General features: G+C 63.6%; 18 protein-coding genes. 11 read left to right on the top strand and 7 right to left on the bottom strand.

Annotated features, from left to right (window positions below; all coding sequences use genetic code 11):
- Positions 1–4 precede the first annotated feature (4 nt).
- Positions 5–505, top strand: a complete 501-nt coding sequence (locus AXZ77_RS00495) for a murein L,D-transpeptidase family protein (protein WP_098409616.1) — start codon at positions 5–7, stop codon at positions 503–505.
- Positions 506–574: 69 nt separating this feature from the next.
- Here AXZ77_RS00495 and AXZ77_RS00490 read toward each other — a convergent pair whose 3' ends face one another.
- Entirely contained in the window at positions 575–1,090 is a 516-nt protein-coding gene (locus tag AXZ77_RS00490; RefSeq protein ID WP_098409614.1) for a CAP domain-containing protein, read from the bottom strand.
- 168 nt (positions 1,091–1,258) lie between these two features.
- On the opposite strand from AXZ77_RS00490, the gene AXZ77_RS00485 reads away from it, so the two are divergent.
- Complete coding sequence (locus AXZ77_RS00485) at positions 1,259–1,864, top strand: L,D-transpeptidase (protein WP_098409612.1); 606 nt, start codon at positions 1,259–1,261, stop codon at positions 1,862–1,864.
- A gap of 75 nt (positions 1,865–1,939) precedes the next feature.
- On the opposite strand, the gene AXZ77_RS00480 is transcribed toward AXZ77_RS00485, so the two are convergent.
- Both AXZ77_RS00480 and hemH read right to left on the bottom strand, forming a co-directional pair.
- Positions 1,940–2,215 (bottom strand): hypothetical protein, encoded by a 276-nt coding sequence (locus AXZ77_RS00480; protein WP_098409610.1) that lies wholly within the window; start codon positions 2,213–2,215, stop codon positions 1,940–1,942.
- Positions 2,216–2,362: 147 nt separating this feature from the next.
- Positions 2,363–3,418 (bottom strand): ferrochelatase, encoded by a 1,056-nt coding sequence (gene hemH, locus AXZ77_RS00475; RefSeq protein WP_098409608.1) that lies wholly within the window; start codon positions 3,416–3,418, stop codon positions 2,363–2,365.
- Between the two features lie 114 nt (positions 3,419–3,532).
- Here hemH and otsB point away from each other — a divergent pair, with 114 nt between their 5' ends.
- Positions 3,533–4,279: a trehalose-phosphatase gene (gene otsB / locus AXZ77_RS00470; RefSeq protein WP_176535925.1), complete on the top strand. Its 747-nt coding sequence runs from the start codon at positions 3,533–3,535 to the stop codon at positions 4,277–4,279.
- A 14-nt stretch (positions 4,280–4,293) separates the two neighbouring features.
- Complete coding sequence (locus AXZ77_RS00465) at positions 4,294–5,640, top strand: trehalose-6-phosphate synthase (protein WP_098409606.1); 1,347 nt, start codon at positions 4,294–4,296, stop codon at positions 5,638–5,640.
- On the opposite strand, the gene AXZ77_RS00460 is transcribed toward AXZ77_RS00465, so the two are convergent.
- Positions 5,632–6,468 (bottom strand): methyltransferase domain-containing protein, encoded by an 837-nt coding sequence (locus AXZ77_RS00460; RefSeq protein ID WP_098409604.1) that lies wholly within the window; start codon positions 6,466–6,468, stop codon positions 5,632–5,634. The two genes, AXZ77_RS00465 and AXZ77_RS00460, sit on opposite strands and share 9 nt — an antisense overlap.
- On the opposite strand from AXZ77_RS00460, the gene AXZ77_RS00455 reads away from it, so the two are divergent.
- Genes AXZ77_RS00455 through AXZ77_RS00440 form a run of 4 tightly spaced genes read left to right on the top strand, consistent with a single transcriptional unit; the run spans position 6,467 to position 8,793 of the window.
- Positions 6,467–7,225, top strand: coding sequence for a ComF family protein (locus AXZ77_RS00455; protein WP_255266377.1), 759 nt, complete (start codon positions 6,467–6,469; stop codon positions 7,223–7,225). The genes AXZ77_RS00460 and AXZ77_RS00455 overlap by 2 nt on opposite strands.
- Before the next feature lie 35 nt (positions 7,226–7,260).
- The gene (gene grxC, locus AXZ77_RS00450) at positions 7,261–7,518 is read left to right on the top strand and encodes a glutaredoxin 3 (RefSeq protein ID WP_078550954.1); all 258 of its coding nucleotides are present in this window, start codon (positions 7,261–7,263) and stop codon (positions 7,516–7,518) included.
- A gap of 4 nt (positions 7,519–7,522) precedes the next feature.
- The gene (locus AXZ77_RS00445) at positions 7,523–8,350 is read left to right on the top strand and encodes a carbon-nitrogen hydrolase family protein (protein WP_098409601.1); all 828 of its coding nucleotides are present in this window, start codon (positions 7,523–7,525) and stop codon (positions 8,348–8,350) included.
- Between the two features lie 53 nt (positions 8,351–8,403).
- A complete protein-coding gene (locus AXZ77_RS00440; protein WP_078541755.1) occupies positions 8,404–8,793 on the top strand; it encodes a MarR family winged helix-turn-helix transcriptional regulator in 390 nt (129 codons plus the stop codon).
- Positions 8,794–9,039: 246 nt separating this feature from the next.
- Here the strand turns inward: AXZ77_RS00440 and AXZ77_RS00435 are convergent, their stop codons facing one another.
- From AXZ77_RS00435 to AXZ77_RS00425, 3 genes are all read right to left on the bottom strand, one after another.
- Complete coding sequence (locus tag AXZ77_RS00435) at positions 9,040–10,143, bottom strand: site-specific DNA-methyltransferase (protein WP_098409599.1); 1,104 nt, start codon at positions 10,141–10,143, stop codon at positions 9,040–9,042.
- A gap of 113 nt (positions 10,144–10,256) precedes the next feature.
- Positions 10,257–10,892, bottom strand: a complete 636-nt coding sequence (locus AXZ77_RS00430) for a ribonuclease HII (protein ID WP_098409598.1) — start codon at positions 10,890–10,892, stop codon at positions 10,257–10,259.
- A gap of 103 nt (positions 10,893–10,995) precedes the next feature.
- Positions 10,996–11,553, bottom strand: coding sequence for a hypothetical protein (locus AXZ77_RS00425; RefSeq protein ID WP_098409596.1), 558 nt, complete (start codon positions 11,551–11,553; stop codon positions 10,996–10,998).
- A 168-nt stretch (positions 11,554–11,721) separates the two neighbouring features.
- On the opposite strand from AXZ77_RS00425, the gene AXZ77_RS00420 reads away from it, so the two are divergent.
- The 3 genes from AXZ77_RS00420 to nspC all read left to right on the top strand — a co-directional run bounded on the left by AXZ77_RS00420 (position 11,722) and on the right by nspC (position 13,836).
- The gene (locus AXZ77_RS00420) at positions 11,722–12,003 is read left to right on the top strand and encodes a hypothetical protein (protein ID WP_098412385.1); all 282 of its coding nucleotides are present in this window, start codon (positions 11,722–11,724) and stop codon (positions 12,001–12,003) included.
- Positions 11,975–12,679 (top strand): helix-turn-helix domain-containing protein, encoded by a 705-nt coding sequence (locus AXZ77_RS00415; protein ID WP_098409595.1) that lies wholly within the window; start codon positions 11,975–11,977, stop codon positions 12,677–12,679. The genes AXZ77_RS00420 and AXZ77_RS00415 overlap by 29 nt, the downstream gene beginning before the upstream one ends.
- Before the next feature lie 62 nt (positions 12,680–12,741).
- Positions 12,742–13,836: a carboxynorspermidine decarboxylase gene (gene nspC / locus AXZ77_RS00410; RefSeq protein WP_098409594.1), complete on the top strand. Its 1,095-nt coding sequence runs from the start codon at positions 12,742–12,744 to the stop codon at positions 13,834–13,836.
- Positions 13,837–13,881 lie beyond the last annotated feature (45 nt).

The following is a 13,881-nucleotide window of genomic DNA, read 5'->3' as shown; positions in this document are numbered from 1 at the left end:
GAACATGAACCGTCGAACCCTCCTCTTGGGCGGATGCGCCCTTGCCACGCTGGCCGCCTGTGGCGACTCCAGCAAATTCAAATCCTATAACGGCCCCGCCGTGACCCAGATCCAGATCTTCAAGTCTCAGCGGATGATGTATCTGCTGCATGGCGACGAGGTGCTGGAGAAGTACAAGATCGGCCTTGGCGGCGATCCGGTCGGCCCGAAGCAGTTCGAGGGCGACGGCAAGACCCCGGAAGGGCTCTATTACATCAACCGGCGCAATCCGAATTCGGCCTATTACCTGTCGATCGGCATCAGCTATCCGAACCCGCAGCAGGTCGCCTTCGCGGAGTCGCAGGGCAAGAAGGCGGGCGGCGATATCTTCATCCATGGCCGCGACGGGAAGAACAAAGGCAAGGGTCGCGACTGGACCGCGGGCTGCATCGCGGTGAAGGACAAGGAAATCAGCGACATCTACGCGATGGTCCGCGACGGCACGCCGATCTTCATCTTCCCCTGATCGCAGCATCCCCCGGAAATGACAAAGGGCCCCGCGTGGGGCCCTTTTTGATTGCGGCGGGTCTTCGGCTCAGTTGCCGGTGACCATCGTCCACCAGATCTTGCCGGAGGGCTCCTGATACCACGAGAAGCCCATCTGCGTCGCCGCCGGGTTCAGGATCACGTCGCGCGTATCGGCGACCTTCATCCAGGCTGCGAGGGTCTCCATCTCGGTCTCGTAGGTCTCGGAGATATTCTCGCCCAGAACCTGCCCCGGATAGCCGGCACGCTGCGCCCGGGTCAGCGGCGAGGAGCCGTCGGACCCCCAGTGCCACGGGCGGTTCTGCACGGCCATGTCCTTGGAATGGGCCAGCGCCGCCGTGGTCAGCGCGTCGTTCAGCACCAGCGGCGCGGCACCGCGCGCGGAACGCAGGCTGTTCACCGATTCCAGCACGCGCTGCGGGATCACCGAGCGATCGCTCGCAGTGATGTTATAGACTTTCGGCAGCGGCAGGCCATCGGGCCCGAGCTTGGGCTGCGTGTCGGTCGGCTGGCAAGCCGCCAGAGCCACGATCGCGGAGCAAGCAAATACGGTAGCGCGCAACATTTTTGGCCAGTCCCTCGTTAAACCGTCAATCTGCATTACACGCTTGTCCCCATCCGCGCAAACCCCTCTGACGCTTTGCAGGCACATCCTCGCCAGTTTGATTTGCCGCCGCCCCGCGATCACATTATATTTATCGCAATTGACCCCGTCGCGAACCCGGAGCCTCAGATGTCGCATACGCGCAAGCCTTTTGATCGCCGCGCCTTTCTCGGCGCCGCCGCCTGCCTTGGTGCGGGGCTCGCGCTGCCCGCCCGGGCGCAAACGCCCGATTACGGTCAGGAGCAGTTCGAGACGAGCGCCTTCACCAACCAGCGCCGTAATATCTCGAGCTTCCAGAACCGCGACTGGCAGCCCTATTTCTCGAACCTCCGCAACGGGGCGATCCTTGTGGATACCCATTCGCGGGCGCTGCATTACTGGTCGGCGGATCAGTCGATCTACCGTCTCTATCCGACCTCTGTGCCGGTCTCGGAAGAACTCACGCGGCGCGGCCGCACCGAAGTGATCCGCAAGGTCGAAGGGCCGAGCTGGGCGCCGACGCCCTCGATGAAAAAGCGCAACCCGGAATGGCCCGACTACGTCCCGCCGGGCCCCGATAACCCGCTGGGCACCCATGCGCTTTATCTGTCGTGGCGCTATTACCGCATCCACGGCACGCATGACACGCGCAAGATCGGCCGCAAAAGCTCGAACGGCTGCATCGGTCTTTACAACGAACATATCCAGGAGCTGTTCGGCTTCGCGAAGATCGGCACGCAGGTTCTGCTGATCTAAGCCGGACCGCGCGTCGCACAAAGAAAGACCCCCGGCACCGCATAGGTCCGGGGGTTTCAATTTACGCGGCTGCGGTCAGTCGTGCTCGCCGCTGTCGTGCTCGTGGTCGGATCCGTCGCCCGAGCCATCGCCAGAGCCGCCAGACAAGCCGTCGAGCTTGCCGTGGGCGCTTCGCACCATGACTCCAAGCATCTCGTCTTCGCCGGGCGTGTCGACGGATTGCTCAAGGTTTTCCTCGTGATTTTGCGAATAAATCACGTCGTCCTCGGTCGCCCAAGGATTTGCATGACCGGCCCAGGAAGCGCCAGCATAGAGAGCCGCCAAGGCGACCAGTCCCATAGTCTTGATCATTCTCATTCCTTTCTGCTCTGCGCGTCCCGGTCGTTGCCGGTCCGCAGGGTGCGCCTTCACGGCGATCCCTTGCCCCCGCGTCAGAACATATAGGAAGAAAGATTCACAAATCTGTGAGGCAGGTCGTCGCAGATCGAGACAGTTTTATCAGTCGATCCAACCGGCGAGGTTTTCTCCGACCACCTCCATCAGCGCCTTGATGTGCAGGTCGTCGTCGTTGAGGCAGGGGACATAGGTGAATTTCTCACCGCCCGCATGCTCGAACGCCTCGCGGATTTCGCCGTTGATCTCTTCGAGCGTCTCGATGCAATCCGCGCTGAAGGCGGGCGAGATCACCGCGATGTTCTTCTTGCCCTGCTTCGCCAGCTCCGCGACATGCTCGACCGTGTAGGGCTTGAGCCATTCCTCGGTGCCGAAGACCGACTGGAAGGTCGTGTCGATCCCGTCCTTGTCCCAGCCGAGCCGTTCACGCAACAAGCGCGAGGTCTTCTGGCACTGGCAGTGGTAGGGGTCGCCTTCCATCAGATAGCGCTTGGGCATCCCGTGATAGGAGGCGACCAGCACATCGGGCTTCTCGTCGAGCGTGGCATAGACCCGCTCCACCGATTGAGCGAGCGCGTCGATATAGGAGGGCTTGTCGAAATATTCCGGCGCGACGCGCGCGGCGGGCTGGCGCTTCTGCTTCATCAGCGCGCGGAAGAACTGGTCGTTCGCGGTGGCCGAGGTGGCGCCCGCATATTGCGGATAGAGCGGCAGGAACAGGATCTTCTCGCAGCCCTGCGCGACCATCCTGTCGACGACCGACTGGGTCGAGGGATTGCCGTAGCGCATGCAGTAATCGACGACGACCTCCTGACCGTAGCGCGCCGAGACCGCATCGCGCAGCTTCGCGACCTGCTGCTTGGTGATCGTCATCAGGGGGCTTTCGCCCGCCTCGTTATTCCAGATCGTCTTGTAGTTCGCACCCGAGGTGAAGGGGCGCTTCGACAGGATGATGAGTTGCAGCAGCGGCTGCCATTTCCATGCCGGGTAATCGATCACGCGCCGGTCCGAGAGGAACTCGTTCAGATAGCGACGCATCGACCAGTAGTCGGTGTTGTCCGGGGTTCCGAGATTGGCGACGAGCAGACCGATCTTCGCTTCCTTGACGGGCGGGTGATCGGCGGGGGCATGGGCAAGGCGCGGATTTGCGGCGTTGGTCATCGTGTCACTGTCCTGTCGTCATTAATCGCGGAACTCCAACCCGACTTAACGGGTTTCCCGATCTGTGCCAATGCGGCTCTATTCAACCGGGACAGGATCACTTACGGTCTTCACATGGCAATGGATGACATGACCGGGAAAAAACCGGCCCCGCCCGCTCTCGACCCGTCGCGAGATGCGTTGTTCCTCGATTTCGACGGATGTCTGGTGGATATTGCGCCCCGCCCGGATGCGGTGATCGTGCCGCAGGATCTGCCGCGTTTGCTCGAGCAGCTCTCGGATGCGCTCAACGGGGCGCTTGCGGTTGTCTCGGGGCGATCGCTTCACGAGCTGGAGCGTTTTCTCGACGGGTTCGACGGGTTTATGGTCGGCTCGCACGGCTCGGAAGCGCGCGGCATGGAGCCGCCAATGGCCGAGACCCCCCGACATCTGGGCGCGCTGAAAGAGGATATGGCCGGGTTCGCCAAGGACCACGATCTTATCTTCGAGGATAAAAGCCACGGCGCCGCGGTCCATTTCCGCTCCAATCCCGCCAAGCAAGGTCAGGTCGAAGCCTTCACCGAAGAGCTGACCGCGCGCTATGACGGATTCACGATCCAGCCTGCGAAAATGGCGGTCGAAATTCGTCCCGAGGGCTTCTCGAAGGACGGCGCTCTGGCGATCCTGTCAGACCTCGTGCAGTTCGGCGGCCGCAATCCGGTCTATGCGGGCGACGACACGACCGACGAGCCCGCGCTGGCCTGGGCCGAGGCGCATGGCGGTTTCGGCATCAAGGTCGGTGACGGAGAGAGCGTCGCGCGCTATCACCTTGCCGAGCCGATGGATGTGCGCGCCTGGCTCGCCGCTGCCGTGGCACGCTGAATGAGGAACGACGAATGGGCCGCCTGATCTGCATCTCCAACCGTATTCCCACCGGGGCCAATCCTTCGGGCGGGCTGGTCGTGGCGCTTGGCGATGTGCTGGAGGAGACCGGCGGCATCTGGATCGGCACCTCGGGCGAGATCGCCGACAAGCCCGCAGCGGAACTGCGCGAGATCGAGGGCGGGCCGTTCAAGCGCTACTGCTTCGATCTGACTCAGGAAGAACAGGACAACTATTACGCGGGCTATTCGAATTCGGTGCTCTGGCCGCTGTTCCACGGCCGCGCCGATCTGATGGATATTCATCAGGAATATCTGGGCGTCTACAAGCAGGTGAACCGGCGGATCGCGAAGCTCGTGGCGCCGTTCCTGAAGCCCGACGACCGGATCTGGGTGCAGGATTACCATCTGCTGCCGCTGGCCTACGAGCTGCGCCTGATGGGCGTGACCAATCCGATCGGCTTCTTCCTGCACACGCCCTTCCCCGGCCCGACTGCGATGCAGGCCCTGCCCAACGGGCGCGAGGTCTGCCAGTGGATCGCGAATTACGACCTCGTGGGCCTTCAGGCAGAGCGCGACGTGCGTGCCTGTCTCCATTCGATGATCGAGATCGCCGACGCCTCCAATCTGGGCGCCGGCTATGTGCATCTCTCGCCCCGCCAATGCCGGATCGCCGCATTCCCGATTTCGATCGATGCGCGAGAGTTTCAGGAACTGGCGGAGACCGAGTTCGACAAATTGCCCGCCGGGATCGTGAAGGACCATCGTCGGCTGATGATCGGCGTCGACCGGCTGGATTATTCCAAAGGCGTGCCGCATCGCTTCCGCGCTTTCGGCGAGTTTCTCGAGCGGCACGAGGACTGGCATCGTTACGTCTCGCTCTTGCAGATCTCGCCGCCGACCCGCGAGGGCGTGCAGGCCTATGACGATATCCGTGAAGAGACCGAGCATCTTTCGGGCCGGATCAACGGGCAATTCGCCGACATCCAGTGGGTTCCGATCCGCTTCATCAACCGCGCAGTGCCGCGCGAGGTTCTCGCGGGGCTCTATCGCGCCTCGCATGTGGCGCTGGTGACGCCGCTGATGGACGGGATGAACCTCGTGGCGAAGGAATTCGTGGCCGCCCAGAACCCCGACGATCCCGGCGTTCTGATGCTGTCGCAATTCGCGGGCGCGGCCGAACAGATGGATGCGGCACTGATGGTGAACCCGCACGATCCCGAACAGGTCGCGACCTCGATGCTGACCGCGCTGATGATGTCGCGCGGGGAACGTCGGGAACGGTATCGGTCGCTGATGGAGGGGCTGACCACCTATGACGTGCATTGGTGGTCGAAGTCCTTCCTCGACGCGCTAGGCTGAGCCGGGCTTGTCGCCGCTCGGGCGCTCGGTGGTGCCCAGCGCATCGGCGAGCCGCTGTGCCGCGGATCCCGGACGCAACGGTTTTTGCTGATCGGGATGCGGCTTCCAGCCGGTGAGCCAGACCATGTCGAAGGTCGCACGCACCCGACCATCGGGCTCCTGATAGGTCTCGACATACAGCCGCAGCGCCTCGGTCAGAACGTCGCGGCGCAGGAAGCGGCGATCGCGGGCGGCGAGCGCATTGGTCTCGCCCATCGCGCGCAGGTCCGACAGCAGCCGCAGCGGCGTCTCGTAGGTTACCTTGCGCGTCACAGCATCGGCCACCGGCAACGCCAGCCCCGCCCGCTGGATCAGCGCCCCGAGATCGCGAATTTCGCCCATCGGCACGATCCGCGGGCTCAAGCCTCCGGTGATCGCGGCCTCGGCCTGCGCCAGCGCCGCGCGCAGCTCATTGAGCGTCTGGCCGCCAAACATCACACCGATGAACAGCCCGTCGGGTTTCAGCGCGCGCGAAGCCTGCACCAGCTGCCCGACCGGATCATTCGCCCAATGCAGACAGAGCGCGTGGACCACCAGATCATGCGCGCCTTCCTCCAGATCGAGCACATCCGTATCGGCCACGATCTTCGCCTTGGGAAGAATTTCGCGCCACGGCTCGGGAAAAGCGGCGATCAGGGCGGGGGCCGTAAAGGTTCTGTTAACCTCTTGCAGCCTTTCCTCAAGTTCAGCCGCCGCGTCCTCGTGCAGAAACAGTTCGGGCGCACGGGCGGCGCGAAGTCTATGGCGCTCGAGAGCGGCGCGGTCGGTCAGAAGGGGCGGCGTATTCATGGCAGAAACCCTTAACGAGGTTCGAGGCCGGATGCTAGCGGCGGGACGTCTGGGATTGCGCGCGCTCTTTCCGCCGCGCTGCATCGCGTGCGGCGACGCGGTCGGCACGGATTTCGGGCTCTGCGGCGCCTGCTGGTCCGAGGCCACTTTCGCGCGCGGTACGGTCTGCGACGCCTGCGGCACGCCCCTGCCCGGCGAAAGCGACACGGCCATCCTTTGCGACGACTGCCTCGCCCATCCGAGGCCGTGGGCGCAGGGGCGTACGGTGATGCATTACGCGGGCACCGGGCGCGATCTGGTGCTGGCGCTGAAACATGGCGACCGGCTCGATCTGGTGCCGCCGCTGGCGGATTGGATGGCGCGCGCGGCCGGGCCGCTCCTGACGCCCGACACGCTGATCGCGCCGATCCCGTTGCACAGGTTGCGCCTGCTGCGACGGCGCTACAATCAGGCGGCGGAGCTGGCCCGCGCATTGGCCCGGCGCACCGGGCACGCCTATTGCGCCGACCTCTTCACCCGCGCCCGCCCGACGTCGAGCCAAAAGGGGAAAAGCCGCGATGAGCGGCACGCCAATCTCGACGGCGCGATCACCGTCACGCCGCGCCACGCCGCGCTACTGCGCGGGCGTCCGCTCCTGATCGTCGATGACGTGATGACCTCGGGGGCCACGCTTTCCGCCGCGACGGAGGCGGCATTGAGCGCAGGTGCAGAGCCGATCTGCACTGTGACACTGGCACGCGTTGCGAAGGCACCCTAAATCCCTATAGTCTCGCAGACCAAAGGGAATTGAGAATGAAACGCGTCGAAATCTACGTCACCAGAACCTGCCCCTTCTGCATCATGGCCAAGCGCCTGTTGGACAAGAAGGGCATCTCCTACGAGGAAACCGATGTCGGCCGCGAGCCGCAACTGCGCGCCGCGATGACCCAGCGCGCGAATGGCCGCCGGACCGTCCCGCAGATCTTCATCGGCGACGAGCCGATCGGCGGCTGCGACGAGCTGCATGCGCTCGAACATTCGGGCAAGCTCGATCAGATGCTGGCGAGCTGACACGATGAAGGCGGCGCTCGTTCAGCTTTCGGTCACGGATGATCCGGCACAAAACCTGCCGGTCACGCTCGACTTCATCCGCGATGCCGCGTCGAAAGGCGCGCAGCTGATCGCGACGCCGGAATGCACCAATCTGATCTCGTCGGATCGCGCTCATCAGAACGCGGTCCTGCATCACGAGCATCACGACCCGACGCTGGAGGCGCTTTGCAACGAGGCGGAGCGCCTCGGCGTCTATATCCTGATCGGCTCGCTCTGCCTGAAATCCGGAGACGATGCGCGCTTCGCCAATCGTTCGTTCCTGATCGGGCGCAAGGGCAATATCAAAGCCCGCTACGACAAGATCCACATGTTCGACGTGGACGTGTCCGAGACCGAACGCTACCGCGAATCCGAGGCCTATCGCCCCGGGCGCGAGGCGGTTCTGGGCGCCACGAAATACGCCCAGCTCGGCCTGTCGGTCTGCTACGACCTGCGCTTCCCGCATCTCTACCGGACGCTGGCGCAGGCCGGGGCGCAGGTGCTGACGATCCCGGCGGCGTTCAACGACACGACCGGGGCCGCCCATTGGGAGGTTCTGGTGCGTGCCCGCGCGATCGAGAATACCTGCTTCGTGCTGGCGCCCGCGCAATGCGGCACCCATGCCGCGCATGGCGGTCGGCCGCGCCGGACCTGGGGCCATTCGCTGGCGGTCGATCCGTGGGGCAAGGTGCTTGCCGATGGCGGCACCGAGCCCGGCGTGACGCTCGTCGATCTCGATCTCGATCAGGTGGACGCGGTGCGCTCGCGCCTGCGTTCCCTGTTCCATGACCGGAGCTTCGACGCGCCGTGAGCACCCCGCCCGAGAACGATCCGCTCGCCGCGACGCTGTTCGCCGAGGTCTTCATGGCCGATCAGCTGGCGCGCAACGTGGTGAGCCGCGCCCTGCCGAAGGGCATGGAAATCTCGCATTTCTCGGTGCTCAACCTGCTGGCCCATATCAATGAAGAGCGCACGCCCGCCCAACTGGCCGAGGCGCTGCATGTGACCCGCGGTGCGATGACCAACACGCTCGCCAAGCTGGAATGGGCGGGGCATGTGCATATCCGGCCCGACTGGGACGATGCGCGGCGCAAATGGGTGTCGCTCTCGCCCTCCGGCAGGCGGGCGCGCGATGCGGCGCTGGCCTCTCTGATGCCGATCATCGGGGGGATCGTGCGTGATCTCGGCCCCGATAAGGTCCGCGCCACCCTGCCGGTGCTGCGCGAATTGCGCGCCCGCCTCGGCCAGGCCTGAATGCGGCAGGGGCGCTGCCCCTCTGGCCCGCGGCCATTCACCCCGGGATATTTCCGCCAAGCCGAAATCCGGCTCTTCGCTCTTGTGCAAATATCCCGGGGGAGCGCGAGCGCGGGGGCAGCGCCCCTTTTCATCATCGGCACAAACGAAAAGACCCCGCCGTTTCGCACGGCGGGGCAAGGCGCGTGCCGAGGAGCGGCCCTCGGCACCGGCGGTAACTTCTAATTCTTGAGAGAGGGCTGAGCCTCAGTTCATCTCGGCGCGGATCTGCTGGCGCAGCAGGTCGATCGGGACCTGTTTGCCATCGCGCTTGAACGTCCAGTAGGTCCAGCCATTGCAGGAGGGTGCGCCTTCGAGATGGGCGCCGACCTGATGGATCGAGCCTTTCACGTCGTCGCCGATCAGCGTGCCATCGGCACGGACCTTGGCCTTGTGGCGACCGTTGAGCGAGTAAAGCTCTTCGCCCGGGCGCAGCATCCCGCGTTCGACCAGCTGGCCGAAGGGCACGCGCGGCTCGGCGCGTTTCGAGGTGGAAACTTCCAGCGCTTCCTTGTCGAACTTGCGGATCTTGGCGAGGCGCTTGAGCGCGACTTCGCGATACGCTTCTTCGCGCTCGATACCGATGAAGTCACGGCCGAGCATCTTCGCCACGGCGCCGGTCGTGCCGGTGCCGAAGAACGGGTCGAGGATCACGTCGCCGGGATTGGTTGTGCCCACGAGGATACGGTGCAGCAGCGCCTCGGGCTTTTGGGTCGGGTGGGCTTTCTCGCCGTTCGCATCCTTCAGACGCTCGCCGCCATTGCAGATCGGGATCACCCAGTCGGAGCGCATCTGCACCCCTTCATTGAGCGATTTCAGCGCCTCGTAGTTGAAGGTGTATTTCGCGCCTTCGGATTTCGACGCCCAGATCAGCGTCTCATGCGCGTTGGTCAGGCGCTTGCCGCGGAAGTTCGGCATCGGGTTCGACTTGCGCCACACGACGTCGTTGAGAATCCAGAAGCCCTGGTTCTGCAGCTCTGCGCCCATGCGGAACACGTTGTGATAGGAGCCGATCACCCACATCGCGCCATTCGGCTTGAGAATGCGGCGTGCGGCCTTCAGCCATTCACGGGTGAAATTGTCGTAATGCGCGAAGGAGCCGAACTGGTCCCACGCGTCATCGACCGCGTCGACCTTGGAATTATCGGGGCGGTGCAGGTCACCGCGCAACTGTAGATTGTAGGGCGGATCGGCGAAGATCAGGTCCACGCTGTCCTCGGGCAGCGAGTTCATCATCTCGATGCAATCACCATCAAGAATTTCGTTCAGGGGCAGTGCATTTCGCACCACCGGAGCTTTCGTCTTTGCCATTTTTAGCCTCTTAACTGCCCGCCTCAGGGCCCAATATCTGGGAGCCGGCTTTGTGCCGATCTATGGCTATAAAAATGAGTCAAAGGCGATTCATCGTCAATTTCTTTTTTGAATCAAGGAGTTACATTATTCGCTTGGCACAAGATATTGTGGACCGGCTTGAAGCTTCGTCTATGAACGGGGGTGACCCCTAAATCTAGAAGCGCCTGCAGATGATCCTTGGTCGGGTAGCCCGCATTCCGCTCCCAGCCGTAGCCCGGATACTGTTGCGCCAAATCCACCATGAGCAAATCGCGGGCCTCTTTCGCGAGGATCGAGGCCGCCGCGATCGACAAAGAGCGGGCATCGCCCTTCACGACCGGCTCGCTGGACAACTTAAGGTCGCGCGGCACGCGGTTGCCGTCGACAAGCACATGATCGGCGGTGCGGGCCAGCCCTTCGACCGCGCGGCACATCGCGAGATGCGAGGCGTGGTAGATATTGAGTTCGTCGATCTCCTCGACGCTGGCATGGGCCACGCAGAACTCGGCGCAGTCCATGATCTGCGCGGCCAGATCGGCACGGCGCTTCGCGGTGAGCTTCTTCGAGTCGTTGAGCCCTTCGGGAATACGGGCGGGATCGAGAATGACTGCCGCTGCCGTCACCGGACCGCAAAGCGGACCGCGGCCCACCTCGTCCACGCCTGCAACGATGGTCAGGCCGCGCGCGAAGGCGGCTTCTTCGAAAGAGAAATCGGGGTTCTGTGCCATGACTTCGCAATGCCCCGGAACGGCAGGTCTGTTCAATGAAAAAGCGGGGACCCGAAGGCCCCCGCACTGCTCGACGACGCTCTTATGGCGTCTGCCGCATCACTCAACGCCGGCTGAGACGGATCCCGCGATCCTCGAGGCAGTTGCTGCCATAGACTTTCTCGACGCCGTGACGGCCGGTCTTCATCGTGAAGGCGCAATTGGCGGGCAGGCGGCGTTCGGTGCGGCGATCGAGGCAGGAGGCGGAGACCACCTCGCCCCAGCCGTGGCGGGTCTTCACGCGCTGCACGCATTGCGCGGGGAGGCGGATACGGTCGCGGCTGTAGCGATCGCGGTACCGGTCATGGTCGCGGTCGTACCGCTCCTGCGCGCGCTGGCGGCGGGCCTCGGCTTCGCGGCGCTCGCGCTCGCGGCGTTCACGTTCCAGACGACGCTGCCGATCCTGCCAGCTCTCGTAGCGCGGCTGCGCCTTCTTCGCCTTGTGATCCTTCTTGTTCATCCCGTCGAGGATCAGCGCGGCGGCACCGACCCCAAGCAGAATGCTCAGCGCCTGACGGTCCTTCTTGCCCAGCGCGGCGGCGGGCGTCGCGCTGATCGCAACGGAGCCCAGCGCGAGGGCGATGGCGGTGATAGCGGCGGTGGCCTTGGTCTTGAGGCTCATGGCTTCGGTCCTTTCACTCGGCAGCCCGAAGGCCGCATGACGTCGATGAACCGAGATTGGGCCGGGGCGCGAAAGTCAGGCAATAACGGCCCCCTGCTATCGGATAACAGGCGGGCCAACCCCCTTTGGCTATTGAATAACACGGGCATTGCGCGCAGCGTGTTCCACATGAAACACGCAGTCCTCATATTGGCGTTTCTCGCCTCTGCCTCGGCCGCGCAGGCCGAGTGCTATGCCGATTACAAGGCCAAGCGCGACAACCCGTTGCAGCTGCAATACGGGGTGGCGCAGGTCTCGGATTCGGCCTGTTCGAAACAGGCGGCGGCGCGCGAATTGGCGCCGAAGCTGAAAGCCGATGGGTGGACCTTGCTGACGGTTCTCTCCACATTCGGCGCGGAAGGCTTGGAGCAAAGGAAGGCCAGTGCCGGACAATATTTCCTCCGTTACTGACAGTCTGCGATTGGGCTCGCGCGCAGTCGTGGGCGGCATCGTCGCCGTGGTCGCGATTCTCGCCGTGGCCGCGGTGCTGCTGTTTGCGAACCTGCCGAATGCGGATGCGTTCAACGCGCGGGTCGAGCAGATTTTCGTGCAGAACGACAACCTTACCTCGCAGGCCGAGATCAAGCTGCTGGAAGTGCTGGCGCAGTCGGGCACCGCGTTCTCGGACGTGCTGGCGAATTACCGGGTGATCATCTTCATCCTGCTGATCTTCGCCGCGGCATTGCTGATCGCGACGATCGTGTTTTTGCTGCTGCTGATCGCGCTGAACAAGCGGATGACCGAGATTCGCCGCGCCGGAATCGAGGTGCAGAGCCTGCGCATCCTGCGGGGCGAGAACGCGGTGATGCTCAACGATATGGGCTTCACGCTGACCCCGGCCGCGATCGAGACACTGTCGGTACTGGCCGAGGCGCGGATGGATGACGACATCCTCACCGGAGCGCAGATCGAGGCGATGATCTCGGGGCGCGACGAGGCCGATTGCGACGAGGCCGCCGGCGCCACGCGGATCAAACGGCTGCGCGACAGCCTCGGAAATCAGCTCGTCAGCGAGCTTCTCGTGCGCAACATTTCCCGCAAAGGCTATGCACTTAGCGTGGCCAAGGATGCGATCCGAGTCGACTGATCCGGTTGCGCCACTGTCACATGCGCCCTATATCGCAGGGTCTGTTGACACGAGGGAGAGCCATGTCCGACACGCCCTTCTACCTGATCGACGAGGCGCGCCTGCGCGAGAACATGCGCAAGATCGAGCGTCTGCGCGAACGTTCCGGCGCGAAAGCTCTGCTGGCGCTGAAATGTTTCGCCACGTGGTCGGCCTTCGACATCATGAAGCCCTACATGGATGGCACGACCTCCAGCTCGCTGTTCGAGCTGCATCTGGGGCGTGAGAAATTCGGCAAGGAAACCCATGCCTATTCGGTCGCCTGGGCCGATCACGAGATCGACGAGGCTATCGGCTATGCCGACAAGATCATCTTCAACTCGCTGAGCCAGCTGGATCGCTTCGGCGACAAGGCCGCGCATATCGAGCGTGGCCTGCGCCTGAACCCGCGGTTTTCGACCTCCGGCTTCGATCTCGCGGACCCGGCGCGGCCCTTCTCGCGTCTGGGCGAATGGGATGCCGAGCGGCTGGAGGCGGCGATGGATCGCATCTCGGGCGTGATGATCCACTACAATTGCGAGAACGCCTATTTCGCGCTGTTCGACCATCAGCTTTCCCGCATCGAGGCAGAGTTCGGCGATATCCTGAAGCGTCTGAAATGGGTGAGCCTCGGCGGCGGCATCCATTTCACCGGCGACGATTACCCGCTCGACGCGCTCGCCGACCGGCTGAAGAAGTTCTCCGAGGATTTCGACGTGCAGGTCTATCTGGAGCCCGGCGAGGCTTCGATCACGCAAACCGCCTCGCTCGAGGTGACGGTGCTCGACATTCTCGACAACGGTAAGAAGATCGCCATCGTCGATAGCAGCATCGAGGCGCATATGCTCGACCTGCTGATCTATCGCGAGACCGCCAAGCTGCCGCAGCAGGGCGAATATGAATACCAGATCGCGGGCAAGACCTGCCTCGCGGGCGACATCTTCGGCGAGGCGCCGTTCGACAAACCGCTCGAAATCGGCGACCGTATCTCGATTGCCGATGCCGCCGGTTACACGATGGTCAAGAAGAACTGGTTCAACGGCGTGGCGATGCCCGCCATCGCCATCCGCCGCGAAGATGGGAACATCGACCGGATTCGCGACTTCACCTATGAGGATTATCGCGCCTCATTGTCCTGAGGGCCCACAAGAGCCCCCTTCCCCTGTCCGCAGAAAAAGGAGACA

Source organism: Thioclava sp. ES.031, assembly GCF_002563775.1.
GTDB lineage: Bacteria > Pseudomonadota > Alphaproteobacteria > Rhodobacterales > Rhodobacteraceae > Thioclava.
Note: the sequence above shows the minus strand (reverse complement) of the source record. Positions and strands in the feature narration are given on the sequence as shown.